The sequence below is a fragment of the Brevundimonas staleyi genome, assembly GCF_041893865.1.
GTDB classification, from domain to species: Bacteria; Pseudomonadota; Alphaproteobacteria; order Caulobacterales; family Caulobacteraceae; genus Brevundimonas; species Brevundimonas staleyi.
This window is the reverse complement of the sequence record NZ_CP169082.1, coordinates 1132471-1156191: the sequence shown is the minus strand read 5'-3', so window position 1 is coordinate 1156191 and position 23721 is coordinate 1132471. Positions and strand designations below refer to the sequence as shown.

Annotated in this window: 16 protein-coding genes; 12 read left to right on the top strand and 4 right to left on the bottom strand. The window is 68.1% G+C overall.

Annotated elements, in window-relative coordinates; translation table 11 throughout:
* Window positions 1–53: 53 nt before the first annotated feature.
* Window positions 54–2252 (bottom strand): TonB-dependent receptor, encoded by a 2199-nt coding sequence (locus ACETK8_RS05780; protein ID WP_374038562.1) that lies wholly within the window; start codon window positions 2250–2252, stop codon window positions 54–56.
* Between the two features lie 112 nt (window positions 2253–2364).
* Here ACETK8_RS05780 and ACETK8_RS05775 point away from each other — a divergent pair, with 112 nt between their 5' ends.
* The 9 genes from ACETK8_RS05775 (at window position 2365) to ACETK8_RS05735 (ending at window position 13483) form a co-directional block, all read left to right on the top strand.
* Entirely contained in the window at window positions 2365–3267 is a 903-nt protein-coding gene (locus tag ACETK8_RS05775; RefSeq protein ID WP_374038561.1) for an SDR family NAD(P)-dependent oxidoreductase, read from the top strand.
* A gap of 66 nt (window positions 3268–3333) precedes the next feature.
* The gene (locus ACETK8_RS05770) at window positions 3334–4800 is read left to right on the top strand and encodes a carotenoid oxygenase family protein (RefSeq protein WP_374038560.1); all 1467 of its coding nucleotides are present in this window, start codon (window positions 3334–3336) and stop codon (window positions 4798–4800) included.
* A 24-nt stretch (window positions 4801–4824) separates the two neighbouring features.
* Window positions 4825–5973, top strand: a complete 1149-nt coding sequence (locus tag ACETK8_RS05765) for an acetyl-CoA C-acyltransferase (protein ID WP_374038559.1) — start codon at window positions 4825–4827, stop codon at window positions 5971–5973.
* The gene (locus ACETK8_RS05760; RefSeq protein ID WP_374038558.1) at window positions 5974–7662 is read left to right on the top strand and encodes an aldehyde dehydrogenase family protein; all 1689 of its coding nucleotides are present in this window, start codon (window positions 5974–5976) and stop codon (window positions 7660–7662) included.
* On the top strand, window positions 7659–8885 hold the full coding sequence (locus ACETK8_RS05755) for a thiolase family protein (RefSeq protein WP_374038557.1): 1227 nt from the start codon (window positions 7659–7661) through the stop codon (window positions 8883–8885). Before ACETK8_RS05760 ends, ACETK8_RS05755 begins: the two co-directional genes overlap by 4 nt.
* The gene (locus ACETK8_RS05750; protein WP_374038556.1) at window positions 8882–10366 is read left to right on the top strand and encodes a class I adenylate-forming enzyme family protein; all 1485 of its coding nucleotides are present in this window, start codon (window positions 8882–8884) and stop codon (window positions 10364–10366) included. Before ACETK8_RS05755 ends, ACETK8_RS05750 begins: the two co-directional genes overlap by 4 nt.
* Window positions 10363–12078 carry a class I adenylate-forming enzyme family protein gene (locus ACETK8_RS05745; RefSeq protein ID WP_374038555.1) on the top strand — a complete coding sequence of 572 codons (1716 nt, stop codon included), beginning with the start codon at window positions 10363–10365 and terminating at the stop codon, window positions 12076–12078. The genes ACETK8_RS05750 and ACETK8_RS05745 overlap by 4 nt, the downstream gene beginning before the upstream one ends.
* Window positions 12075–13025 (top strand): NAD(P)H-dependent flavin oxidoreductase, encoded by a 951-nt coding sequence (locus ACETK8_RS05740; RefSeq protein WP_374038554.1) that lies wholly within the window; start codon window positions 12075–12077, stop codon window positions 13023–13025. The genes ACETK8_RS05745 and ACETK8_RS05740 overlap by 4 nt, the downstream gene beginning before the upstream one ends.
* Window positions 13022–13483, top strand: a complete 462-nt coding sequence (locus tag ACETK8_RS05735; protein ID WP_374038553.1) for a PaaI family thioesterase — start codon at window positions 13022–13024, stop codon at window positions 13481–13483. Before ACETK8_RS05740 ends, ACETK8_RS05735 begins: the two co-directional genes overlap by 4 nt.
* A gap of 195 nt (window positions 13484–13678) precedes the next feature.
* Here ACETK8_RS05735 and ACETK8_RS05730 read toward each other — a convergent pair whose 3' ends face one another.
* Window positions 13679–14896, bottom strand: coding sequence for an acetyl-CoA acetyltransferase (locus ACETK8_RS05730; protein WP_374038552.1), 1218 nt, complete (start codon window positions 14894–14896; stop codon window positions 13679–13681).
* 12 nt (window positions 14897–14908) lie between these two features.
* On the bottom strand, window positions 14909–16429 hold the full coding sequence (locus ACETK8_RS05725) for a carotenoid oxygenase family protein (RefSeq protein WP_374038551.1): 1521 nt from the start codon (window positions 16427–16429) through the stop codon (window positions 14909–14911).
* Window positions 16430–16563: 134 nt separating this feature from the next.
* On the opposite strand from ACETK8_RS05725, the gene ACETK8_RS05720 reads away from it, so the two are divergent.
* Window positions 16564–17751, top strand: coding sequence for an acyl-CoA dehydrogenase family protein (locus ACETK8_RS05720; RefSeq protein WP_374038550.1), 1188 nt, complete (start codon window positions 16564–16566; stop codon window positions 17749–17751).
* A 287-nt stretch (window positions 17752–18038) separates the two neighbouring features.
* Here ACETK8_RS05720 and ACETK8_RS05715 read toward each other — a convergent pair whose 3' ends face one another.
* Complete coding sequence (locus ACETK8_RS05715; protein WP_374038549.1) at window positions 18039–20333, bottom strand: TonB-dependent receptor; 2295 nt, start codon at window positions 20331–20333, stop codon at window positions 18039–18041.
* A 390-nt stretch (window positions 20334–20723) separates the two neighbouring features.
* Between ACETK8_RS05715 and ACETK8_RS05710 the strand changes: the two genes are divergently transcribed.
* Both ACETK8_RS05710 and ACETK8_RS05705 read left to right on the top strand, forming a co-directional pair.
* The gene (locus ACETK8_RS05710) at window positions 20724–22082 is read left to right on the top strand and encodes a spinster family MFS transporter (RefSeq protein ID WP_374038548.1); all 1359 of its coding nucleotides are present in this window, start codon (window positions 20724–20726) and stop codon (window positions 22080–22082) included.
* Window positions 22079–23713 (top strand): AMP-binding protein, encoded by a 1635-nt coding sequence (locus ACETK8_RS05705; protein WP_374038547.1) that lies wholly within the window; start codon window positions 22079–22081, stop codon window positions 23711–23713. Before ACETK8_RS05710 ends, ACETK8_RS05705 begins: the two co-directional genes overlap by 4 nt.
* Window positions 23714–23721: the final 8 nt, after the last annotated feature.

Below are 23721 nucleotides of genomic sequence, written 5' to 3'. Positions count from 1 at the left end.
CGCCGCTGAACCATGGCCCCTCGGGACAAGCCCGAGGGTGACGGTGGCAGGGATCAGAAGCTGCGGCTCAGCGTCATGCCGTAGCTGCGCGGCGGGCCGAACACGCTGAAGCCCACGCCCACGTTCTTGATGATGTGCTGCTGGTATTCGGTGTCGCCCAGGTTCTTGCCGTAGACGGCGATCTTCACCCCGTTGGCGGCTTCCCACGACAGGTAGGCCCCGACCAGGCTGTGGGCCGGCGAGCGGACCTCGGCGTTGTTCGACGGGTCGAAGAAGATGTCGTCCGTCCACTGATAGTCGACGCGGGCCGCCAGCTCGCCGCCCCACATGTCCCACTCGCCATCGGCATACAGCGTGTACTGGCTGTCCGGCGAACGCGGCAGGGTCAGGCCGTTGTACGGCAGGATCGACGTGCCAGAGACGGCGTTCGACGTGTATTTGGCGTCCAGCGACGTATAGGAGCCGCCGATCGTGATGTTGTTCGAGAGGGCGAAGGCGCTTTCGATCTCGAAGCCGTTGACCTCGGCCTGGGCGTTGGACGTGACCAGGTTCAGGCCCAGCAGCTCGTAGACCTGCAGATCGTCGTACTCGAGGCGGAAGGCGGCGGCGTTGAAGCGCAGCCGACCGTCCATGATCGTCGACTTCAGGCCGAGCTCATAGTTGTCGAGCAGTTCCGAACGCAGCGGCGTGGCCGCCTGAACCGCCGTCTGGGCGCCCGAGGCGAAGGAGCCCGCCTTGTAGCCCCGGTCATAGGAGGCATAGAGGCGGATGTTCTCGAACGGCTCGACCGCCAGGGCGATCTTCCAGGTCGGCTCCTGGAAGCTGGCCGAGGCGCGCACATTGTAGGGCTGGCCGGTCGGCCCCAGCGGGATGCCGACGGGCGGATTGGCGCCGTTCTCGTTGTCCACGGCGATCTGGTGGATCTTGCGCTCGTCACGCGTCCAGCGGGCGCCGAGCGTCAGCTCCCAGATGCTGGCGAAGGGAATGGTCGCCTGGCCGAAGGCGGCATAGCTGGTGTTCTCCGCCACCTGGCTGAAGGTGGTGTCGCCGCCGAACGAGGGCGGGGCGATGGGCAGGGCCGCCTGGACGATGAACCGCTCGGACCGGTCCACATCCTCCTTGAACCAGTAGACGCCCGCGACCCAGTTGATCGCCGACTCGGGCTTGGAGACCAGGCGGAACTCCTGGCTGAACTGGTTGGCGTCTTCCGTCGCCTGGTCGTCGACCATCAGCGGGAAGTTCGGGAACGGCAGGCCTCCCAGATTGTCGCGCCAGCCGTAGTCGTTGTTGCGATAGGAGGTCAGGGAGACGAAGTCGAAGGCCTCGGCCTCATACTCCGCGCGCACCGTCAGGCCCCAGTTGTCGCGGTCCTGATAGTTGTCGGCCGAGGAGAAGCTCTGGCGCACGTTCAGGCCGGCGCGCAGGCTGTTGATCAGGGTGACGAAGGCAGGCGCCGTGCCGGCGGCGGTGACCGGGATGCGGGCGTGGCCGTCCATCCGGTCGCGCGAGGCGTCGATCGACCCTTCCAGCGTCCAGTTCCCGGCCTGGGTCAGCATCGACAGGCGCGCGCCGTACTGACGGCCGCCTTCCAGATTCCTGCCCGACGGCACGTTCTCGGCATAGCCGTCGTTGGAGTTGATGCGGACGGCCAGGCGCGCGGCCGAGCTCTCGCCCATCATCCGGTTGGCGATCAGTTCGCCGCCCCACTCGTTGAAGCTGCCGTAACGCAGGAGCGCCATGGTCGTGTCTTCGAACTGGGGCTTGCGCGTGTAGATGTTCAGGGCGCCGCCCGAGGCGTTGCGGCCGTAGAGGGTGCCCTGGGGTCCGCGCAGGACCTCCACGCGTTCGATGTCGAGGAAGGCCAGCGAGCTGCCGCCCGCGCGACCGATGGAGACCTCGTCGATGGAGACGCCGATGGACGGGTCGCTGGCGGCCGAGTCGCTCGTGGTGCCCACCCCGCGGATGTAGAGCTGGGGCTCGCCGATGTTGAACTGGGTCAGGGTCACGCCCGGCGCCTTGGCCGCGACGTCCTGAATGCCCGCGGCGGCCGTCCGCTCCAGCGTCTCGGCGCCGAAGGCGGTGATGGCGATCGGCACGTCCTGCAGCGACTGTTCGCGCCGCTGGGCGGTGACGATGACGTCGTCCAGCGAGGCGGCCTGATCCTGAGAGGTTTGGGCGAAGCTGGGTGACGCGAGGCCGGCGGCCAGGACGAGCACGGCGGCGGACGCGGTTTTCCCGATGATGGTCTTCATGTTGGCGGTCCCTTCCCTGGCTTCCTGTTTGCCGGAAGCTCTGCCGGAGAGGCTTGCGCCAACAGACCATATTTGCAAGTCCTTTTACGAAAGTGTCGCGCGAGGGAAGATCATGACCGACCGATCTCTGGAGAACCGTGTTGTCGTCGTCACGGGGGCGGGTCGGGGGCTGGGCCTGGCCTATGCGCTGGACCTGGCGGCGCGGGGCGCGAGCGTGGTGGTGAACACCCGTCCAAAGGCCGCCGACGATCCGGCCTCGGCCGAGAGCGCCGTCCGACGCATCCAGGACGCGGGCGGAAAGGCCGTCGCCTGTCCCCTGGCCGTGGAGGCCGATGATGCCGGGGATCACCTGCTGGCGGCGGCGCTGGACGCCTTCGGGCGGATCGACGGCCTGATCAACAACGCCGGCGTGCCCGAGGCGATGAGCCTGCACAAACAGACGGTGCAACAGGTGCGCGGCGTCTTCGACATCAACTTCTACGGCGCCCTGGCCGCGACCCTGCCCATCTATCGGCACATGCGCGAACAGGGGGCGGGCCGGATCGTGATGACGACCTCGGCCGCCGGTCTGCACGGCGTCCACGGCATGACGGCCTATTCGGCGTCCAAGGCCGCCCTGATCGGCCTGATGCGGGTCATCGCCCTGGAGGGCGGGCCCAAGGGCGTCCACGCCAATGCGGTCGCCCCCTACGCCCTGACCGGCATGACGGAGAAATACATCGACGCGGACACGGCCGCCGCCATGCCCGCCGAACTGGTCGCCCCGGTCGTCAGCTGGCTGGTCAGCGAGGAATGCCCCTTGAACGGAGAGACCCTGGTTGTCGGCTCCGGCAAGGTCCGCCCCGCCTACCGGATCGAGGGTCAGGGACTGGATTTCGGGACCGAGCCGAACATCCCCCTGTCACGCTTCGACGCCGCCGCAGAGGCCCTGATGTCGCTGAAGACATGGACCCGGCCGCACGACGGAAACGTCGCCTTCGACGAGTTCTTCGCCGCGCGTCCTCCCAAGGGATGAGACCTGACTTGCGTTAAGATACCATGCCGCGTAGCCTCGCGGATCTGGATGGATGGAGCTTGAGCCATGGCCGACGACGCCGCCGTAGCCCGCAGGATCTCGACCGGTGAACTGACCGGGCTGAACACCCTGAACCCTTATCTGCAGGGCCTCTATGAACCCGTGGCCGTCGAGACGACCGCGCTGGAGCTGAAGGTCATCGGCGAGATTCCGAAGGATCTGCACGGGTCGTTCGTCCGCAACGGCCCGAACCCCCATGAAGCGCCCGAGGGGATGCACCACTGGTTCGACGGCGACGGCATGGTCCACGCCGTCTATTTCGAGAACGGCAAGGCCGAGTACCGCAACCGCTACGTCGGCACCGACGACTATCGCGCCGAGATGGCCGGGCTCGACATCGGTGCCGGCGGGGTGCTGCGTCCGTCGGCGAAATCGCGTCCGGATTCGAAGCGCGGCGAGCTGGTTTACAAGGACACGGCCAACACCGACCTGGTCTTCCACAACGGCTCGCTGATGGCGCTGTGGTACATCTCGGGCAAGCCGGTGCGGGTGAATGCGCGCACCCTGGAGACCCTGGGCAACGAGACCTTCGGCGGCGCCCTGCCCCGCCACGTCTCGGCCCACGGCAAGGTCGATCCGCGCACGGGCGAGTTCTGCTTCTTCGACTATTCCCTGACCGAGCCGTGGATGACCTATGGCGTCGTCGACCGGAACAACGTGTTGACCAACTTCCAGCGCGTCGACCTGCCGGGGCCGCGCCTGCCGCACGACATGGGGCTGACGGAGAACTACGTCGTCCTGCACGACCTGCCGGTGGTCTTCACCGAGGGCGGGCTGCGGAACCACATGTGGCAGATCAAGGTGGCCGATCAGCCGGCCCGGTTCGGCGTCGCGCCCAAGCATGGCACGGGCGACCAGATCAAATGGTTCGAGACCGACACCTGCTACATCTATCACGTCGCCAACGCCTGGGAGGACGGCGACGAGGTGGTCATGACCGCCTGCATGATGACGCCGAACGGCTTCCCTCCGAACCCGGAATACGGCCCCTACGCCTCCATGGTGAACGTGCTGGCCCTAAACGCCGTGCCGGTCGAGTGGCGGATGAACATGGTCACGGGCGAGGTGAGAAAGCGCCAGCTCGACGACCGTATCGGCGAGTTCCCGGTCATCAACCTGGACTACACGGGCGCCAGGTCCCGCTGGTCCTATCATGTGTCGATGGCGCACGAGGAACTGCAGCGGTTCGACGGCCTGCTGAAGTACGACCTCGGCACCGGCCAGGCCCAGGAATACAAGTTCGCCGAGGGTCTGGGCGGCTCCGAGCCCGCCTTCGCCCCGCGCATCGGCGCGACGTCGGAGGACGACGGCTACGTCATCGTCTTCGCGACGGCGCCAGACGGGACGTCCGAGGTGCAGGTGCTGAACGCGCAGGATTTCGACAAGGGACCCATCGCCCGCATTCCCCTGCCCGCCCGCGTGCCGGCCGGGTTCCACGGGACCTGGGCGCCCGGCGACCAGATCGCAGCCTGATCCGAACCTCGGGGGAGTAGTTTCATGACCGCCTATATTCTCGACGCCGTCCGCACGCCGCGCGCCAAGGCCCGCCCCGACGGCGGCCTGGCCTCGATGAAACCGCATGAGTTGGTCGGAGGCCTGATCGACGCCCTGGACGACCGCAACGGCGGCGCGGCGCGCAAGGTCGACGCCCTGATCCTGGGCGCCGTCGGTCAGGTGGGGGCGCAAGGGGCGAACGTCGCCCTGGTCTCCAAGATGCACGCCGGACTGCCGGACGAGGCCTATGCCTTTTCCCTGAACAACTATTGCGTCTCGGGCCTGACCGCGATCGGACAGGCGGCCCAGATGGTCGAGGCGGGCGGGGCGAAGACGGCCCTGGCCGGCGGGGTCGAGATGATGTCGCGCGTCCCCTTCATGGGCGACAAGGCCGACTACTACGAGGACGCCAGCTTCCCGCCGCGCACCCGCTACATCCCCGTCGTCGTCGCCGCCGACCGCCTGGCCGAGGACATCGGCGTAAGCCGTGAGGAGATGGACGCCGCCGCCCTGACCTCGCAGCAGAAGACGGCCGCCGCCGAAGGCACGCCGCTGGTGAAATCGCGCATCGCCATGAACGGGCTGGACAAGGAAGAGCCGGCCCGCGCCTCGACCACGGCCGAGAGCCTGGCCGCCATGCCCGCCGCCTTCGGGGCGCTGGGCGAACAGTATGCCGAGGCGCTGGAAGGCCGGGTCATCGACCACCGCCACACCGTCGCCCACGCCCCGCCCATGTGCGACGGCGCAGGCCTGGCCATCGTCACCGGAGAGGCCGCCGGCGCGCGGGCGAAGATCGTCGCCTATGCGGAATCGGGCGGCGATCCGGCCGCCTCCCTGACCGCCGGCTTCAACGCCATGGACCGAGCGCTCGCCAAGGCGAAGCTGACGCTCGACGACATGGACCGGATCGAGTTCATGGAGGCCTTCGCCGTCACCATCGTCAAGTTCATGCGCGACCGGAAGGTCGATCCGGAGAAGGTCAATGTCGGCGGCGGCCACATGGCCAAGGGGCACCCCATGGGGGCGACCGGCGCCATCCTTCTGTCCTCCCTGCTCGATGCGCTGGACGCCTGCGAAGGCCGCTACGGCATCGTGGTGGCGCACGGCGCGCAGGGCGTCGGCTCGGCCATGATCGTGGAGCGGATGGCCTAGATGGACGGCTCGGCGACCACGCTCGACGAACGCCGCGGAGCCCTGATCGCGCGCCATGCCCCGACGCTGGGAGCCGCCATCGACGCGGTCCAGACGCGCAAGAGCTGGAGCCCCTACAGCGACAGTCCGTCCACGAAGATCCACGGCCCCGACAAGCCGGGCGCCGGCAAGGCGGCCTTCGAGGCGCGGCTTGGGACCACGTTCGATCTGGGCCAGCCCGGCGTCGTCGGCGAGGTCGGCGAGGAGGTCTCGCCCTTCACCCAGAAGCCGCTGAACATCCGCTATCCGAAGAGCGATCCGGACGCCCTGGTCGGCGCCGCCGTGGCCGCCATGGGCGACTGGCGCGAGGCCGATTTCGAACTGCGCATCGCCATGTGCCTGGAGATCGCCGCCCGCCTCTACGACCGCAATTTCGAGATGGCTCATGCGGTCATGCATGTGGCGGGTCAGAGCTATACCCAGGCCTTCTCGGGCTCCGGTCCCAATGCGCTGGATCGCGGCGTCGAGGCCCTGGCCTATGCCGCCAAGGCCATGCGCGACGTGGCGCCGTCGGCGACCTACCACCGCAATTTCGCGGGCGAGACGGTGGCGCTTGAGAAGACCTATGTCCTAGTCCCGCGCGGGGTCGGTCTGGTCGTCTGCTGCGCCTCCTTCCCGACCTGGAACGCCTATCCGGCCATGTTCGCCTCGCTCGCCACCGGCAACCCGGTCGTGGTCAAGCCGCACCCCATCGCCATCCTGCCCATGGCCATCGTGGTCGAGACCAGCCGGGCGGTCCTGACCGAGTTCGGCTTCGATCCGAACCTCGTGACCCTCGCCGTCGACACCCTGGCCGAGCCGGTGGCGCAAGGGTTGGTGGACGACCCGCGCGTCCAGATCGTCGACTTCACCGGCAGCCCCCGCTACGGCGGCCATCTGGAGCGGACGGTGACGGGCAAGCTGCTGTTCACCGAAACCGCCGGGGTCAACACGGTCGTCATCGAGAGCGTCGCCGATCTCGACGCCGTCGCCCGCGCCGTGGCCCGTTCGTCCAGCCTGTTCTCGGCCCAGATGTGCACCAGCCCGCAGGTCATCTACATCGCGCCGGACCTGTTCGATCCCCTGTCCGCCGCCATCGTCGAACAGATCGACGCCATCGCGAACGATCCCGCCATGGCGTCCGGCATCATGGGCACGATCCAGGGCGAGGTGTCGCTGACAGTCGTGGCGGAGGCGCAATCCGCCGTCGCCGACCTGCCCGGCGTGCGGACGCTCCGCGACCCCGCCCCCTACGCCCATCCGCAGTTCCCCGACGCCCGCACGATGACGCCTCTGGTCGTCGCGGTGGAGGATGGATCGCACGTCGATCTGTATGCGGAGGAACGGTTCGGCCCAGTCCTGTTCCTGGTCAGGAAAGACGCCGGCGAGGCGGTCATGGAAGCGACGGATCTGGCCCGGACCAAGGGCTCCATCTCCTCCTACCTCTATTCGACGGACGAGGACTTCATCGACCGCGCCACACCCGCCTACGAGGCCGCCGGCGCCAACCTGTCGATCAATCTGACGGGCGCGATGTGGATCAATTTCGCCGCCGCCTACAGCGACTATCACGTCACGGGCCTCAACCCGGCGGGCAACGCCTGTCTGGCGGACCTGGCCTTCGTGGCCTCCCGCTTCCGCATCGTGCAACGACGCAGACCGGCGGCGTGAGCGCGGAGGTCTTCATCGCCGGGATCTCCATGACCCGCTTCGGCAAGCGGCCGGACGACAGCGTCAAGTCGCTGACCGCCGAGGCCGTGACGGCTGCTCTCTCGGACGCGGGGGCGACCGCCGCCGACATCGAGGCCGCCTGGTTCGCCAACACCCGCCAGCCGATGCTGGAGGGCCAGAACACGGTGCGCGGCCAGATCGCCCTGCGGTCGCTGGGCCTGACCGGCGTTCCGGTCGTGAACGTGGAGAACGCCTGCGCGTCCGGCTCCACCGCCCTCTTGTCGGCGATCCACTGGATCCGGGCCGGCGCGGGGGACATCGCCCTGATCGTCGGGGTCGAGAAGATGGTCTGGCCCGACCGTCCCGACCGCGTCGCCGCCGCCTTCGCCGGGGGCACGGACATCCACGACCGCGAGGGCGTCGTGGCCTATATCCGGTCGATGGGCGGGGAGGATCCGGGGCCGGATCGCAGCCTCTTCATGGACCTCTACGCCGCCCAGGCCCGCGCCCACATGGCCCGCCACGGCACGACGCAGGAAGACTTCGCCCGCATCGCCTCGAAGAACCACACCGCCGGCGCCGCCAACGACCGCGCCCAGTACCGCACCCCCATGACGGTCGATCAGGTCATGGCCGACAAGCCCGTCGTCTTCCCCTTCACCCGCGCCATGTGCGCCCCCGTCAGCGATGGGGCGGCGGCGGCCGTGGTCGTCTCGGCCAGGGGTCTGGCGCGTCTCGGCGGAGCGTCCCGCGCCGTCCGCGTGCGCGGTTGCGCCCTCGTCAGCGCCAGCGACCGGGCGGCCAACGACCTCGACAATCACATCGGCAAGCGCGCCGCCGCAAAAGCCTACGAACAGGCGGGTCTGGGGCCGGACGCCGTCGATGTCGCCGAGGTCCATGACGCCACAAGCTATGCCGAGGTGCAGCAGATCGAGAACCTCGGCCTTGCCGAACCGGGCACGGTCGGCGCGCGCCTCCGCGCCGGCGACTTCGCCCTCGGCGGCCGGACCCCGGTCAATCCGTCGGGCGGACTGGTGTCCAAGGGCCATCCGGTCGGGGCCACCGGCATCGCTCAGCTGTTCGAACTGACGACCCAGTTGCGCGGCGAGGCCGACGCCCGTCAGGTCGAAAGCGCCCGCATCGCCGTGGCCGAAAACGGCGGCGGCTTCCTCGGCGTCGAGGAGGCGGCGACCGTCGTCACCGTGCTGGAGCGGGCCGCATGAACCCGATCCGCGCCCTCTACGAGCACCGCGACGCCAAGGTGGATCGCCCCGCCCTGTTCGACGGCGAGACGACCCTGACCCACGGCGCGCTGATTGCCCTCGTCGAATGCGCGGCCGCAGACCTCGCGACGCGCGGCATAGGTCCCGGCGACCGGGTGGGACTGTGCGCGCGGAACAGCTGGCGGCACGTCGTCGCCTATCTCTCCATCCTGCGCGCCAACGCCGTCTGGATGCCGCTGAACCCCAGGAACGGCGCTCGGCTGAACTCGGACTTCCAGGCGCGGGCGAACCCGGCCCTGACCCTGATCGACGCGGCCTCGGTCGAGGCGGCGGGCGCCTCACCCCGCCCCCTGCCGCTGGAGGCCTGGCTGGACGGCGTCGGCGATGCCAGCCCGCCAGCGATCCTCGACGAGGCCGACGCCCCCTTCGCGCTCAAGTTCACCGGCGGCTCGACCGGCGTGCCCAAGGGGGTGGTGCAGAGCCAGGCCAGCGGTGCGGCGGCCCTGCGGTCGCTGTCGGACTTCTACGGCTTCACCGCCGACGACGTGAACCTGGCGGTCGCGCCCCTGACCCACGGCTCGTCCCACTATGTCCTGCCGGTGCTGGCGGCGGGAGGGGCGCATGTGCTGCTGCCCGAGCCCGACCGCGCCGCCATCCTCCGTGAGCTGAAGACCCGCGTCTCCACCGTCTTCATGCCCCCGACCCTGATCGCCCTTCTGATGGGCGAGGCCGCGTTCGCACCGGCCGACTTCCCCCGCCTGCGCCACCTGACCTATTCCGCCGCCCCTATGTCGCCGGACCGGATCGCCCAGGCCATCCACCGTTTCGGCCCCGTCGTCTCGACCCTCTACGGCCAGACCGAAGCCCCCATGACCATCGCCGGCCTGTCGCCCGCCGACATGACCGACCCCGACAAGCGCGCGGGCGTCGGTCGCCCGTTCGACGACACGCCCGTCCGCCTCCTGACCGCCGGCGGCGATCTGGTCGAGCGCGGCGAGGGTGAGATCGTGGTCGGCGGCGACCTGACCCGGACATACTATCTGGACGCGCCCGAGCTGACGGCGGCGTCGCGGCATGACGGCTGGCTGAAGACCGGCGACATCGGTCGGATCGGCGAGGACGGTCTGCTTTATCTGATCGGTCGCTCGAAGGACCTCATCATCACCGGCGGCTACAACGTCTATCCGGGCGAGGTGGAGGCGGCGCTGAATCTGCATCCCATGGTGCGCGAGGCCTGCGCCTTCGCCGAACTCGACGACGTCTGGGGCGAACGGCTGGAGGCGGCGGTGGCCGCTTCGCCCGACGCCGACCCCGCCGTCATCACCGCCTTCGTCCGCGACCGGATCGGCCCGGTCCGGACGCCGAAGCGACTGCACATCCTCCCCGACCTGCCCCGCAATCCCGTCGGCAAGGTGGTGCGCGACGACGTCCGAGCCCTTTGCCGCCAATCCCAAACCCGACCGCTGGAGCTGGCCCGATGATCGTGATCCCCAAGGACCGCATCAAGGAGATGAAATCGAAGGGCTGGTGGGGCGACACGACGCTCGACGACCTGTTCCGCAAACACGTCGCGGCCCATCCGAACACCGAGGCCCTGGTCGATCCGCTGAACGCGGCCGATGTCGTCGGCGGCCAACCCGACCGCCTGACCTGGCAGGAGACGGCCCACGCCGTCGACCGCCTGACCGCCGTCCTCGTGGCGCACGGGATCAAGAAGGATCAGGTCGTCGTCATCCAGCTGCCGAACATCGCCGAGCTGACCATCGCCTATCTGGCCTGCCTGCGGCTGGGCGTCATCGCCAGCCCGGCCCCGGTCCAGTACCGCGAGAACGAGCTGGCCTACATCATCGACAAGACCGACGCGGTGGCCGCCATCACCGCCGACCGGATCGGCAAGCAGCAGCACGGCGAGATGATCGTCGCGCTCAAGGGCCGCTGCCCGACGCTGAAGACCGTCTTCGTGCTGGGCGAGACCTGCCCGGCGGGTGCGCTCGATCTCGAGCCCCTGATGGACGGGGTCACGGGCAAACAGCATCGCGAGGCCCAGAAGGCGGTGAAGGACGCCCGCGTCACCGCCGACGACATCGTCACCATCTGCTGGACCTCCGGCACCGAGGCCCAGCCCAAGGGCGTGCCGCGCAGCCACAACGAATGGATCATCATGGGCGCCGGCGTCATCGACGCGGCGGATCTGGAGCCCGGCGCGCGCCTGCTGAACCCGTTCCCGATGGTGAACATGGCGGGCATCTCCACCGCCTTCGTCGGCTGGCTTCTGCTGGGCGGCGTCCTGATCCAGCACCAGCCGTTCGACCTGCCGATCCTGCTGAAGCAGATCCGCGAGGAGAAGATCGACTACACCGTCGCCCCGCCCGCCGTGCTGAACCTGCTTCTCCAGAACGAGGCCCTGCTGGAAGGCATCGACTTCAAGCGGTTGAAGTCCATCGGCTCGGGCTCGGCGCCCCTGTCGGAATGGATGGTCAAGACCTTCCACGAGAAGCACGGCGTGCAGATCGTGAACTATTTCGGCTCCAACGAGGGGGCTTCCTTCCCGAGCGCGCTGAAGGACATTCCCGACGCCGCCGAGCGGGCCAGCCTGTTCCCGCGCCTGGGCGACGGATTCAAGTGGAACTGCATGCTCCACGACCGGATCTTCACCCGGATCGTCGATCCGGAGACGGAGGAAACCATCACCGATGCCGGCAAGCCCGGCGAGCTCAGGGTCAAGGGCGCGACCATCTTCTCGGGGTATTGGCGCGCGCCGGAGATCAACGCCCGGGCCTTCGACAAGGACGGCTGGTTCCGCACCGGCGACCTGTTCGAACTGGCCGGCGACCGGCTGCAGTTCATCAAATTCGTCGGCCGGCTGAAGGACATCGTCATCCGGGGCGGGATGAACATCTCGTCGGAGGAGATCGAGAACCATCTGGTCGCCCATCCGGCCATCGCCGAGGCCGCCGTCGTCGGCGCACCGGACCCCAATCTCGGCGAACGCCTGGCCGCCTTCGTCGTCTGGCGACCGGGTCAGAGCGCGACCATGGAAGAGATCAACCGCTTCCTGACCGCCGAGCGTCAGGTCGCCGTCTACAAGCAGATCGAACGGCTGGAGACGCTGGACGCCCTGCCCCGCAATCCGGTGGGCAAGGTGCTGAAACGCGACCTGCGCGCCGCCTTCAACGAGACCGTGCCCGCATGACCGCCTTCGACACCCTGCGCCTCCCCGTCTTCGCGGCGCCCATGTTCCTGATCTCGGGGCCGGAGATGGTGATCGCGTCCTGCAAGGCCGGCATCGGCGGGGCCTTCCCCACGCCCAACTGCCGCACGGTCGAAGACCTCGACCGCTGGATGGACCAGATCACGTCCGCCCTCACCCCCGGCGACGCGCCGTGGATCGCCAACATGATCACCCATTCGACCAACACCCGGCTGGCCGACGACCTGCGTCTGGTCGCCGAATACAAGCCGCCGGTCGTCATCACCGCGCTCGGTTCGCCCAAGCCCGTCATGGAGACGGTGAAGGCCTACGGCGGCCTCGTCTTCGCCGACGTCGTCTCCATGAAGCTGGCGAAGAAGGCCGCGGAGGCCGGCGTCGATGGCCTGGCCTGCGTCAGCGCGGGCGCCGGCGGCCACACGGGACACCTGTCGCCCTTCGCCTTCATCTCGGCCGTGCGGGACTTCTTCGACGGCTATATCGCGGTCGGCGGCGGGGTCGGCGACGGGGCCGGGATCGCGGGCGCGGTCGCGGCCGGCGCCGACTTCGTCTACATGGGCACCCGCTTCCTCGCGACGCGCGAAAGCATGGCCCAGCCCGCCTACAAGCAGATGGTCATCGACGCCGGGCCCGACGATCTGGTCGTCTCCGCCGCCGTCACCGGCACCCCCGCCTCCTGGCTGAAACCCTCCCTGCGCGCCGCCGGTCAGGACCCGGACAATCTGGGCGGCCCGGCCGAGCGCAGCTATGTCTCGGGCGGCGACAACAAGCGCTGGCGCGACATCTGGGCCGCCGGTCAGGGGCTGGAAGCCGTCCGCGTCGAAGAGCCCATCGCCGACGTCGTCGCCCAGCTGGAGCGCGAATACCTCGCCGCCCTGAAGCGGTTCGAGACCAAGACCGCCAAACGCCCGGCCCTGCGCGGGGCCGCGTGACCTATCCCGTCCGGTTCAAGCTCGATCCGACCGTCGATGGCCTGGAGCTTGTGCGCCAGTGGATGGACGCGGGCCTGGAGGTCGGCGGCTTTCTGCAGCGTCTGGGCGCCCGGCCGGTCGAGGCGCGCGAGGGGTTCGTCCGCTTCCTCCTGGACGTCGACGTCGGGCATCTGAACCTCATGGGCATCGTCCATGGCGGGGTCACCGCGGCCATCGTCGACATGGCCGGCGCCTCGGCGGTGATGACGGTTCTGACGCCCGGCCAGACCCTGGCCACCACCGACCTGACGACGCGCTTCCTGAACGCCGCGCCGGGCGGGGCGAAACAGCTGGAGGCGACCGGGACCCTGACCTATCGCGACGACCGCAAGGCCACCGTGGCGGTTCAGGTCGCCACCGACACGGGCGTGGTGGTGGCGCAGGGGTCGGTCGGCGTGGCGATCCGCGCGCCGCGCTAAACGTCTCCTCCCTGTCGCGAAGCGATGGGGAGGTGGCAGCGAGCCCTTCGCGAGCTGACGGAGGGGGCGAGGCGATGGCGTGAGTGAGGGTTCGGGGGGCTCGCTCGCCGAGACCCGGTCGCCCCCTCCGTCTCTCCGCTACGCTCCGAACCACCTCCCCATTCGCCAAGCGGCGGACGGGGAGGAGACAGGAAATCAGACCCCGACGACGAAGCTGACCGTCGTGGTCGTCGATCCGCCGATGTTCAACGTCTGGACGGTCTTGGCCCCCTCGACTTGATAGGCCCCGGCCGTTCCTGTCGTCTGTTTGAAGGCATCCAGCGCCATCCGCACGCCGGTGGCGCCGACCGGATGGCCCAGACCGATCAGGCCGCCGGACGGATTGATCGGCAGCTTGCCGCCCATCTCGATATCGCCGGCCTCGATGGCCTTCCAGCTTTCGCCCGGCGCCGTCAGGCCCAGATGGTCGATGGCCATGTATTCGGTCATGGAGAAGCAATCGTGCGTCTCCACCGCGTCCACGCCCGACAGGTCGATGCCGGCGCGGGCGCGCGCGTCGTCGATGGCGCGTTTCACCTCGGGGAAGACATAGGGCTGGCCCTCGCTGGCCTTGATCTTCCGCCCGTAGTCGATCGGCGCGCAGCGGTGGCCCCAACCCTTGATGCGGGGCAGGCTCTCCAGCGGGATGCCGCGCTTGCGGGCATACTCCGCAGCCCGCTCCGGCGAGGCCAGGATGATGGCGGCGGCGCCGTCGGTGACCTGGCCGCAGTCGGTCTTGCGCACCCGGCCCTCGATCACCGGATTGGCCTCGTCGTCATTGGCGAAGCTGGCGTCGGTGAAGGTGTATTTGCGGGTCTGGGCGTTCGGATTGCGCTTGGCGTTGTCGAAATTCACCCGCGCGATGTGGCGCAGATGGCGCTCGTCGATGCCGTAGCGGCGGTCGTATTCCTCGGTCAGGTCCGAGAAGGCGCGCGGCCAGGGATAGGTGGCGTCCAGATATTCGTGCCCGGCCCAGGCGGCGGCGCCCAGATGCTCGGCCGCGGTCTGACCTGGCACGTTCCGCATCATCTCCATGCCCAGGACGATGGAGGTCCCGTAGCGACCGCTTTCGATGTCGGCGGCGGCGGCCAGCACGGCCAGACTGCCCGACGCACAGGCCGCCTCGTGGCGCGAGGCCGGCATGCCGGTGAACCGCTCGTCCGCCATGGCGAAGAAACCGCCCAGCATCCCCTGCCCCGTGAACAGGTCGCCGACGAAATTGCCGACGTGACCCACGTCGATGTCCTGCGGCTCCAGCCCCGTTTCGTTCAGAGCGCCGTGAACCGCCTCGGCGAACCCGTCGCCGATCTCCAGCCCCTCGCGGGCGTAGTTGCGCGCGAAGTCCGACTGCCAGCCGCCGAGGATATAGGTCATGTCCGCTCGTCCTTACGCCGCGTTGGCCGCTTTCGAGGCCCGGATGGTCTCGCCCTGTTCCCAGGTCGCATGGGTGCCGCTGGAAATCCGGCCCGGCAGGATGATCCGCGCCACCGGCCCGTCGGCAAGCTTCCGCGCATCATAGATCACGCACTCGGACCGATCCTCGATCATGTCGGTGACGTAGGTGATCAGATAGCCGTCGTCCTCCTCCGTCGCCCCGACGCGCGGGGCGAAGCCGGGCTCCGACCCATAGCGTTCCGGCCCGAAGTCGATGGCCCAGCTCTCCTGGGTGTCCATGTCGTGCTTGACCAGGCCGGTGAACAGGAACCAGCCGGGCTTGGACACCGCCGAATAGGCCCAGCGGTATTTCACCCCGGCGAACTGGTTGTTGATGATGCCGAACTCCAGCACCCGGTCGTCCAGCCGCTGTTCCGTCGTCTCGCCCGTCGTCAGGTTGAAGCGCCAGCGGTGCAGCTTGGGCTCCAGCATGTTCTGATCCAGGAAGGTCATGATCCGCTCGTACTGCGGCCAGGCGTCCGGGCTGGTCTTGGGCACCGGATTGTCCTGGAAATAGCCGTCCATGACGATCGTATCGCCGTCCTCCCAGGCGTTCAGGAAGTGCAGCACATAGGTCGCATTGCTCTCGAACCAGCGGACCTCGTCCTGCGAACCGTAGCGCGGGATCAGGCCGAACCGGCTCTTCATGTCCGCATGGAAGCGGGCGACGTGATAGCCCTTGGGCAGCAGGTCCTGCTCCCAGAACAGGGGGAAGTCGTTCAGGATCGACCAGTTGGTCGTGAAGGCCATGTCGTGCGGCAGGCGCGGCCCCGGCAGGGGCACCGGCGTCAGATGCTTCAGCTGGTTGTCCGCCCCGACCACGCCGTAGTGCATGTAGGGCGCGGCCTTGGAGTAGTTGAAGAACAGCAGCTCGCCCGTCTTCGGATCCACCTTGGGGTGGGCCGAGATGCCTTCCGGCGGGCACCAGCCGTCCGTGCCCATCGGCTCCAGCGTATAGGGGTCGATCCGGTAGGCCTCGCCGCACTGGTAGAAGGTCGAGAGGATGGAGCCGGCATGGATGATGACGTCGGTCGAGGAGGAATCCTTCAGCCCGCCGTGCGCGCCCCAGCCCGGCTTTTCCGACAGGGACGGATGTTCGGCCAGACCGGCCCAGAGCGCCCGACCGGCCTCCTGCTCGGCCTGGAAGCCCTTGGTGCGGACGAAGCGGTTGCGATAGCTGGCCTTGCCGTCTTTGAAGGCGATGGCGTGCAGCATGCCGTCGCCGTCGAACGGGTGATAGCGGCCCAGCGGCTGGTGGATCGGGTTTTCGGTGTTGCGCACATAGACGCCGTCGATGTCGGTCGGGATGGTCCCGATCACCGGCATGTCGTCGGCGGTGTGCTCCTCATGCTGCGGCGTCCAGGCGCCCTGCATGTAGGGGTGCGAACGATCTTCCAGCGTCACCTTCAGCGGCGCCTCGGCCACGCCGTCGTTGAAGGCCTCGCGCGCGCCGCCCGTCTGTTCCAGTCCCATCGGTCACTCCTTCGACCCCTCGGTCCACGCCGAGTGAGTTGCGTTAGAATACCATTCTTGCAGCGGATGGCGAGAGGGGATTAGTATGAAAGTGAAAGCGACGCCGGATAAGCTGGCGCGAAAGGGAAACGACCATGGCCGATCACACTCCGCCCGCGCTTGATTTCGACGGCCTGAGGCCGCCCAGCCCCTTCCTGACGCCCGAGCACGACGCCTGGCGGGCCAAGCTGCGCGGCTTCATCGACGGCTATGTCGCCCCGCATCTGGATGACTGGGATGCGGCCTCCGACTTCCCGGACAGCCTCTACAAGGACGCCGCGCGAGAGGGCATCAGCGGCATGGGCTTCCGCGAGGACCTGGGCGGCACGGGCGAGAACATCGACCTGTGGCACCGCATCCTGTTCGCCGAGGAGTTCTTCCGCATGGGCTCGGGCGTCGTCTTCGCCGACCTGGCCACGCCCTGGATCGCCCTGCCCCCCATCATCAACGGCGGCACGCCCGAGATGCTGGAGAGTGTGGCCAAGCCCGTGCTGGCCGGCGACAAGAAGATCGCCTTCGCCGTGACCGAACCCGGCGGCGGCTCCGACGTCTCCGGCTTCACCACCACGGCCGAGCGCAAGGGCGACGTCTTCGTCGTCAACGGCGGCAAGACCCTGATCTCCGGCGCGATGAAGGCCGACTATCTGCTGACGGCGGTCCGCACCGGCGGCCCCGGCATGGGCGGCCTGTCCATGCTGCTGATCGAGACGGACCGGCCCGGCGTCACGCGCGGCCCCCTGCCGGGCCTCCAGTGGTACAACAAGAACAACGGCTGGCTGAAGTTCGAGAACGTCGAGGTGCCGGTCACCAATCTGGTGGGAACCGAGAACCGGGGCTTCGCCGGTCTGGCCAGTCAGTTCAACATCGAACGCTTCTCCGGCATCGCCGCGACCCTGGCCATGACCCGCACCTGCGTCGCCGAGGCCATCGCCTTCGCCCGCGAACGCCAGACCTTCGGCAAGCGGCTGATCGACCACCAGGTGATGCGCCACAAGATCGTGGACATGGTCCAGAAGCTGAAGGTCGCCTACGCCATGCTGGACATCCTGGTCTGGCGCTTCTCGCGCGGCGAACTGCCGGTCGCGGACCTGGCGCTGCTGAAGGTCCAGGCCACGACGACCCTGGAACACTGCGCCCGCGAAAGCCTCCAGGTCCTGGGCGGCCGCGCCTACACCGGCGGCAACCGGGTCGAGCGCATCTATCGCGAGGCCCGGATCTTCGTCATCGGCGGCGGGTCGGAGGAAATCCTGCGCGATCTGGCGGCCAAGCAGATGGGGTTCTGAGGCGACGAAAGATCTCCCTCCCCCTGCGGGGGAGGGCGGTCGAAGCCCCCCGGTGCGATCTTCGATCGGCCGGAGGACAGGCTTCGCGAAGACCGGGTGGGGGCGGCCGAGAAATCGGTCGCCCTTTTGTTTGCCAAGCCGGGCCGCCCCCACCCGGTCGCTTCGCGACCACCCTCCCCGGGACGGGGAGGGAAACCATCTCGCGCGCTCGCACAGAAAAACGGCCCCGCTGCTCACACAGCGGGGCCAGGTGTCTCAGGTCAGGAAAACCCGGAGGGTAATGCGGCTCAGAAGTTGCGCCGCAGGGTGACCCCGTAGGTGCGGGGGTCGCCGAGGAAGGCCGAGTAGGAGCCCGTCTGGAAGGTCGCGGGGATCACACGGCGATAGTATTCCTGGTCGAAGACGTTCCGGGCGAACACGTCCAGCTGCCAGGCCTCGTTCGCGTCACGCAGCGAGAAGCGGACGTTGGCGGTGGTGAAGCTGGTCTGCACGCGGTTCGGATCGAAGCCGCCGGTGAAGAACTCCGACGAGTAGCGCGCGTCGGCATAGGCCACGCCGGTCAGGCTGGATCCGATCGGGAACTCCCAGGTGATCGAGGACACGTTCACCCAGTCCGGCGACTGCTCCAGCTCGCGACCCGAATAGGTCGAGTTGCCGGTGTTCACCGGGTAGTAGGCGTCGGTGTAGCTGAGCCCGTTGGTCAGGGTCAGGCCGTCCATCGGCATCCAGGTCAGTTCCAGCTCGGCGCCCTTGGAGATGACCTCCGACAGCGAGCGGACGACGAAGTTGATGCCCGTGTATTCGATCAGCTGGAAGCCTTCGAACGTCTGGTGGAAGGCGGCGAAGTTGGCGCGCAGGGTGCGGTCGAAGAACTCGCCCTTGATGCCGAACTCATAGGCGTCGACCGTCTCCTCGTTGAACGCCAGATCGCGGGCGTTCGGCGTGGCCGGGGTGGTGAAGCCCGCGCGGTCGAAGTTGTAGCCGCCCGACTTGTAGCCGCGCGAGTACGACAGATAGGTGTTGAGGTTCGGGCTGATCCGATAGGCGATGTTCGCCGTGCCGGTCAGGGCCTCCTCGGTGCGCGAATCCGTGTCGCCCGCCGGGTTCAGGCGCGTGTCCCAGAAGGGGGCGCAGAAGCGGGTGATGCCGGGCGTGTCCGCGGTGCGCAGGGCGCTGTCGCAGGCTGGGTTGAAGTTCTCGCCCCGGAAGTCGATCGACTTCTTGTTCTGGGTCCAGCGCAGGCCGCCCGTCACGCTCAGCGCATCGGTGATGTGATAGACGTTGTGGGTGAAGAACGACAGGTCGGTGCCTTCCTGTTCGCCGATGCCGCGCGCGCCGTCGCCCGGCCGGAAGGCCGCCAGGGTCGAGGCCTGGAAGGTCGCCGCGCCGCCGTAGATCAGCGGATAGTCCGCACCCATCCGATAGGCGCTGTCGTTCAGCACCTTCTCGTCGGCGTAGAACAGGCCGACCAACCAGTCGAGCTTGCCCGCGTTGCCTTGCAGACGCAGCTCCTGGGTGAAGACGTTGAACTTCTGGTGCAGGCCGTCAGGCGCGAAGAAGCCCAGGTCGGCGCCCGAGTGGTCGAAGTCCTGAGAGCGCCAAGCCTCCCAGGCGCGGTAGGCGGTGACGGAGGTCAGGTTGGCCCAGCCCAGGTCGATCTCGCCCACGGCCGAGAGGCCGCCGTCGGTGATGTCTTCCTGGTTGCGGCGGACCGCGTTCTTGGAGGCGCGACGTTCGAACGGATCGGTCGTCGGATAGCCGACGCCGCCGCGCGCGGCGGCCAGCTGGTTGACCAGGTTGTAGGTCGGGCCGGCGATGGCCAGCAGCGCCACGCAGCAGTTCTCGTTGCGGTTCGTGTAGTCGCCCGAGAAGGTCCAGCTGACATTGTCCGTCGGGCGCCACAGCAGCTTGGCGCGAACGAACTGGCGGTCCAGATTGTCCAGGCTCTGGTTGGAGTTGGCGTCGGTATAGAAGCCGTCGCGGACCTCCCAGCTGCCTTCGACCCGCAGGGCCAGCTCGTCTTCGATGAGCGGCAGGTTGATGGCGCCCGACAGGCGACGGTTGTCGTAGTTGCCGTAGGTGCCGGTGATGTTGCCGTGGATGCCGTCGAAGTCCGGCTGTTTGGTCATCACATTGATGATGCCGGACGAGGTGTTGCGGCCGAACAGGGTGCCTTGCGGACCGCGCAGGACCTCGATGCTCCGCAGGTCGCCCAGCTCGGACAGGGCCACGCCGGTGCGGGCGCGGATGACGCCGTCGATGATGACGCCGACCGAGGACTCCAGGCCCGGGTTGGTCGAGGTCGTGCCCACGCCGCGGATTCGGATGGAGGAGTCGGAACCGCCGCCGGGCGTCTGGAACTGGACGCTGGGGGCCAGGCTGGTCAGCTCGCGGATGTCGCTGACGCCGGAGTTCTCCAGCTGTTCGCCGCTGACGGCCGTGACCGCGACCGGCGCCTCGATCAGTCGTTGCTCACGACGGGTGGCGGTGACGATGATCTCGTCGACCCGGGTCGCCTCCTGCTCCGACGGAGCGGTCTGGGCGAGCGCCGGCGACGCGGTCAGCGTGGCGGCGACAAGCAATGCGGATACGCTGACTGAGCCTCTGATATTCACGCCCTATCCTCCCTTGAGCCCTCGTTTGCCGAGGTGCTTCGTGTGACCAATGTGTAACTGGCGAATTGAGACTGTCAAATAGCTTTTGTAATCAGACCGACTTGTGTGCTTCAGTGTGAGCGAGCTGACACGCTCCAGCAAAGCTGAAGATATCGGCGCACCGACCCGGCGAAGATCGGGCGGATTTTCGGACACTAAATCGTTCCGAAACAGGGAGTTGAGAGTGAGTGATCGACGATCATGCGTTTCGCGGCGGGAACTCCGGGTTTTCGGCCACGCTGCGACCTCGGGCCGCTCTGATACTTATTTCGCACCTGCGAAAGTAACTTTCATCTTGAGATTGAACGGGATCGCGGCATGAGCACGCATGACGGACTGATGGGCGTTTCCGCGCCTTCCGCGCCTCGCATATGGCCCCACGCGGGATGGGCCTGGTTCGCCGTCGCGGCCCTGATGGTCGCCTATACGTCCAGCTTCATCGACCGCCAGATCCTGACCCTGCTGGTCCAGCCGATCCGCGCCGACCTGACCATCTCCGACACCCAGTTCAGCCTCCTGGCCGGGATCGCATTCTCTCTGTTCTACACCGTCATGGGCGTGCCCCTGGCTCGGCTGGCGGATCGCGGCAGCCGGCGCTGGATCATCTTCTGGGGCATCGTTGTCTGGAGCGTGATGACCGTGGCCTGCGGCCTGGCCAACAGCTTCTGGGCCCTGTTCGCCGCCCGCATCGGCGTCGGCATCGGCGAGGCTGCCCTGTCGCCCGCCGCCTATTCGATGATCTCCGACTACTTCCCGCCGCGTCAGCGCGCCCGGGCGCTGGCCGTCTATTCCATGGCTCCCTACATCGGCGCCGGTCTGGCCCTGATGATCGGCGGCGCCGTCATCGACGCCATCGCCCAGGCCGGCGCCCTGCAACTGCCCTTCGTCGGCGAACTGGCCCCCTGGCAGCAGACCTTCGTCCTGGTCGGCGCGCCGGGCCTTCTGATCGCCGCCCTCTTCATCATCGTGCGAGAGCCGCCCCGCCACGGCGTGACCAAGTCGGGGGTTCAGGCGGGCGTCCTGAAATACATGTGGTCGCGCAAGTCGACCTTCTACATGCTGATCTTCGCCTTCTCGATCTTCGGCATGGCCGGCATCTCCTACCTGGCCTGGGCGCCGGCGGTGCTGATCCGCCAGCATGAGATGACCCCGGCCGATGTCGGCTTCTCCTACGGTCTGGTCCTGCTTCTGGCCGCCACGCCCGGCGTTCTGGTCGGCGGCTGGATGACCGACTGGTTCGCCAACAGGGGCCGCACCGACGCCCCCCTCCGCGTCGCCATCCTGGCCCTGATCGCCAGCATTCCCTTCGCCGTGGCCATGCCCCTGATGCCCAGCCGCGACCTGGCCATCGCGGCGCTCGCCGGCTTCAGCTTCTTCGCCGGGGTGATGAACAGCCTGCCCGCGACCGCGCTGCAGTCGGTCGCCCCGAACCAGTTGCGGGCCCAGATCACCGCCATCTATTTCCTGATCGGCAATCTGATCTCGCTGGGCCTCGGCCCGACCATCGTCGCCGCCATCAGCGATCAGTGGCTGGGCGGCGACCAGAGCATCGGCCTGTCCCTGGCCATCGTCAGCGGGGCGACCGTCGCGATCGCCGCCCTTCTGCTGACCCGTGCGTTGAAATCCTTCCGCGACAGCGTCGAGGAAGCTCGTGAATGGCAGGAGCCCGCCCGGTGACGGATCAACGTCTTTCGATTCCCTGGTTCGATCCGGCGCCGCCCAGCGCCGAGGACTGCGTCATCCCTCGCCTGATCGACCGCTATGCCGCCGAGATGCCGGACAAGGTCTTCATCCGCTTCGAGACGGGCGAGACCTGGACCTGGGCCGAGACCCGCCGGCGCGCGCTGGCCACCACCGCCGCGCTTCAGGCGCGGGGCGTGAAGGGCGGCGACATCGTCGCGGCCTGGGCCCCGAACGGCCCGGCCCTGGTGCGCTCCTGGTTCGGCGCCAACTACGCCGGCGCGGCGCTCGCCCCCATCAACACCAGCTTCCGCGGTCGTCTGCTGGAACACGCCATCGGCAAGACCGGGGCAAAGGTGATGATCGTCCATCCCGACCTCGCCCCGCGCCTGGAAGGCCTGTCGCTGGGCGCCGCCGAGCGGCTGATCCTCGCCGGCCCGACCGACGTGACCCTCGATCTGCCGCTTCAGATCGAGCCCGCGTCGGCGCTCGACGGCGACCCGGCCGCCTGCGTCCCGGTCGAGCAGCATCCGTGGGATCCGCCGGTCATCATCTTCACCTCCGGCACCACCGGCCCGTCGAAGGCCGTCGTCACCTCCTATGTGCAGGAGTGGACCACGGCCCGGACGACCTATGGCTATATGGTCCAGTCCGACCGGATGCTGGTGAACCTGCCGATGTTCCACGTCGGCGGCATCTCGGCGATCACGGCGGCGGTGGCCTGCGGCGGTTCGGTCGCCCTGTTCGAAGCCTTCGATACCCGCCGCTTCTGGGACACGGTGCGCGAGACGGAATCGACGGTCTGCTCCGGCCTGATCGGCGCCCTGACCTCCTTCCTGATGAAGGAGCCGCCGAAGCCTGACGACGCCGACAATCCCCTGCGGATGGTGACCCTGTCGCCGATCAACGAGGACACCGTCGGCCTGGCCAAGCGGTTCGGCTTCGACTACCTGTCCGGCTTCAACATGACCGAGGTCTCCGGCCCGCTGATCAGCGCGATCAACGATCCGGTCATGCGTTCGTGCGGCCGGGTCCGCGTCGGCATGGAATGCCGCATCGTCGACGACCACGACAACGAGGTCCCGCACGGCCAGCCGGGCGAACTGGTGATCCGCTCCGACAATCCCTGGACCCTGTTCTCGGGCTATCTCGGCGATCCGGAAGCCACCGCGAAGGCCTGGCGCAACGGCTGGTTCCACACCGGCGACCTGATGTGGCGGGACGAGGAGGGCTGCTTCTTCTTCGTCGACCGCAAGAAGGACGCGATCCGCCGGCGCGGAGAGAACATGTCCTCGCTGGAGATCGAGCTGGAGGTCATCGCACACCCGGCCGTGCGCGAATGCGCGGCCTACGGCGTCGATCTGCCGGGCGGCGAACAGGAGGTGATGGTCGCCGTGGCCCCGGTCGAGGGGGCGGAGATCGACGCCCGCGAACTGGTCGAATGGCTGATCCCGCGCATGACCCATTTCATGGTGCCGCGCTACGTCCGGGTCGAGGCCTCCCTGCCCAAGACCCCGACCAACAAGATCCAGAAGACGGGTCTGCGCGATCAGGGCGTCACCCCGGAGACCTTCGACCGGGAGGCCGCCGGACTAGTCGTCAAACGCCAGAAATTGACGGTTGCTTGATAAGACCT

Bases quoted from the DNA above. Each gene is read 5' to 3' on its own strand.
- ACETK8_RS05780 (WP_374038562.1), bottom strand. From the start codon at position 2,252: ATGAAGACCATCATCGGGAAAACCGCGTCCGCCGCCGTGCTCGTCCTG.
- ACETK8_RS05775 (WP_374038561.1), top strand. From the start codon at position 2,365: ATGACCGACCGATCTCTGGAGAACCGTGTTGTCGTCGTCACGGGGGCG.
- ACETK8_RS05770 (WP_374038560.1), top strand. From the start codon at position 3,334: ATGGCCGACGACGCCGCCGTAGCCCGCAGGATCTCGACCGGTGAACTG.
- ACETK8_RS05765 (WP_374038559.1), top strand. From the start codon at position 4,825: ATGACCGCCTATATTCTCGACGCCGTCCGCACGCCGCGCGCCAAGGCC.
- ACETK8_RS05760 (WP_374038558.1), top strand. From the start codon at position 5,974: ATGGACGGCTCGGCGACCACGCTCGACGAACGCCGCGGAGCCCTGATC.
- ACETK8_RS05750 (WP_374038556.1), top strand. From the start codon at position 8,882: ATGAACCCGATCCGCGCCCTCTACGAGCACCGCGACGCCAAGGTGGAT.
- ACETK8_RS05745 (WP_374038555.1), top strand. From the start codon at position 10,363: ATGATCGTGATCCCCAAGGACCGCATCAAGGAGATGAAATCGAAGGGC.
- ACETK8_RS05740 (WP_374038554.1), top strand. From the start codon at position 12,075: ATGACCGCCTTCGACACCCTGCGCCTCCCCGTCTTCGCGGCGCCCATG.
- ACETK8_RS05730 (WP_374038552.1), bottom strand. From the start codon at position 14,896: ATGACCTATATCCTCGGCGGCTGGCAGTCGGACTTCGCGCGCAACTAC.
- ACETK8_RS05725 (WP_374038551.1), bottom strand. From the start codon at position 16,429: ATGGGACTGGAACAGACGGGCGGCGCGCGCGAGGCCTTCAACGACGGC.
- ACETK8_RS05720 (WP_374038550.1), top strand. From the start codon at position 16,564: ATGGCCGATCACACTCCGCCCGCGCTTGATTTCGACGGCCTGAGGCCG.
- ACETK8_RS05710 (WP_374038548.1), top strand. From the start codon at position 20,724: ATGAGCACGCATGACGGACTGATGGGCGTTTCCGCGCCTTCCGCGCCT.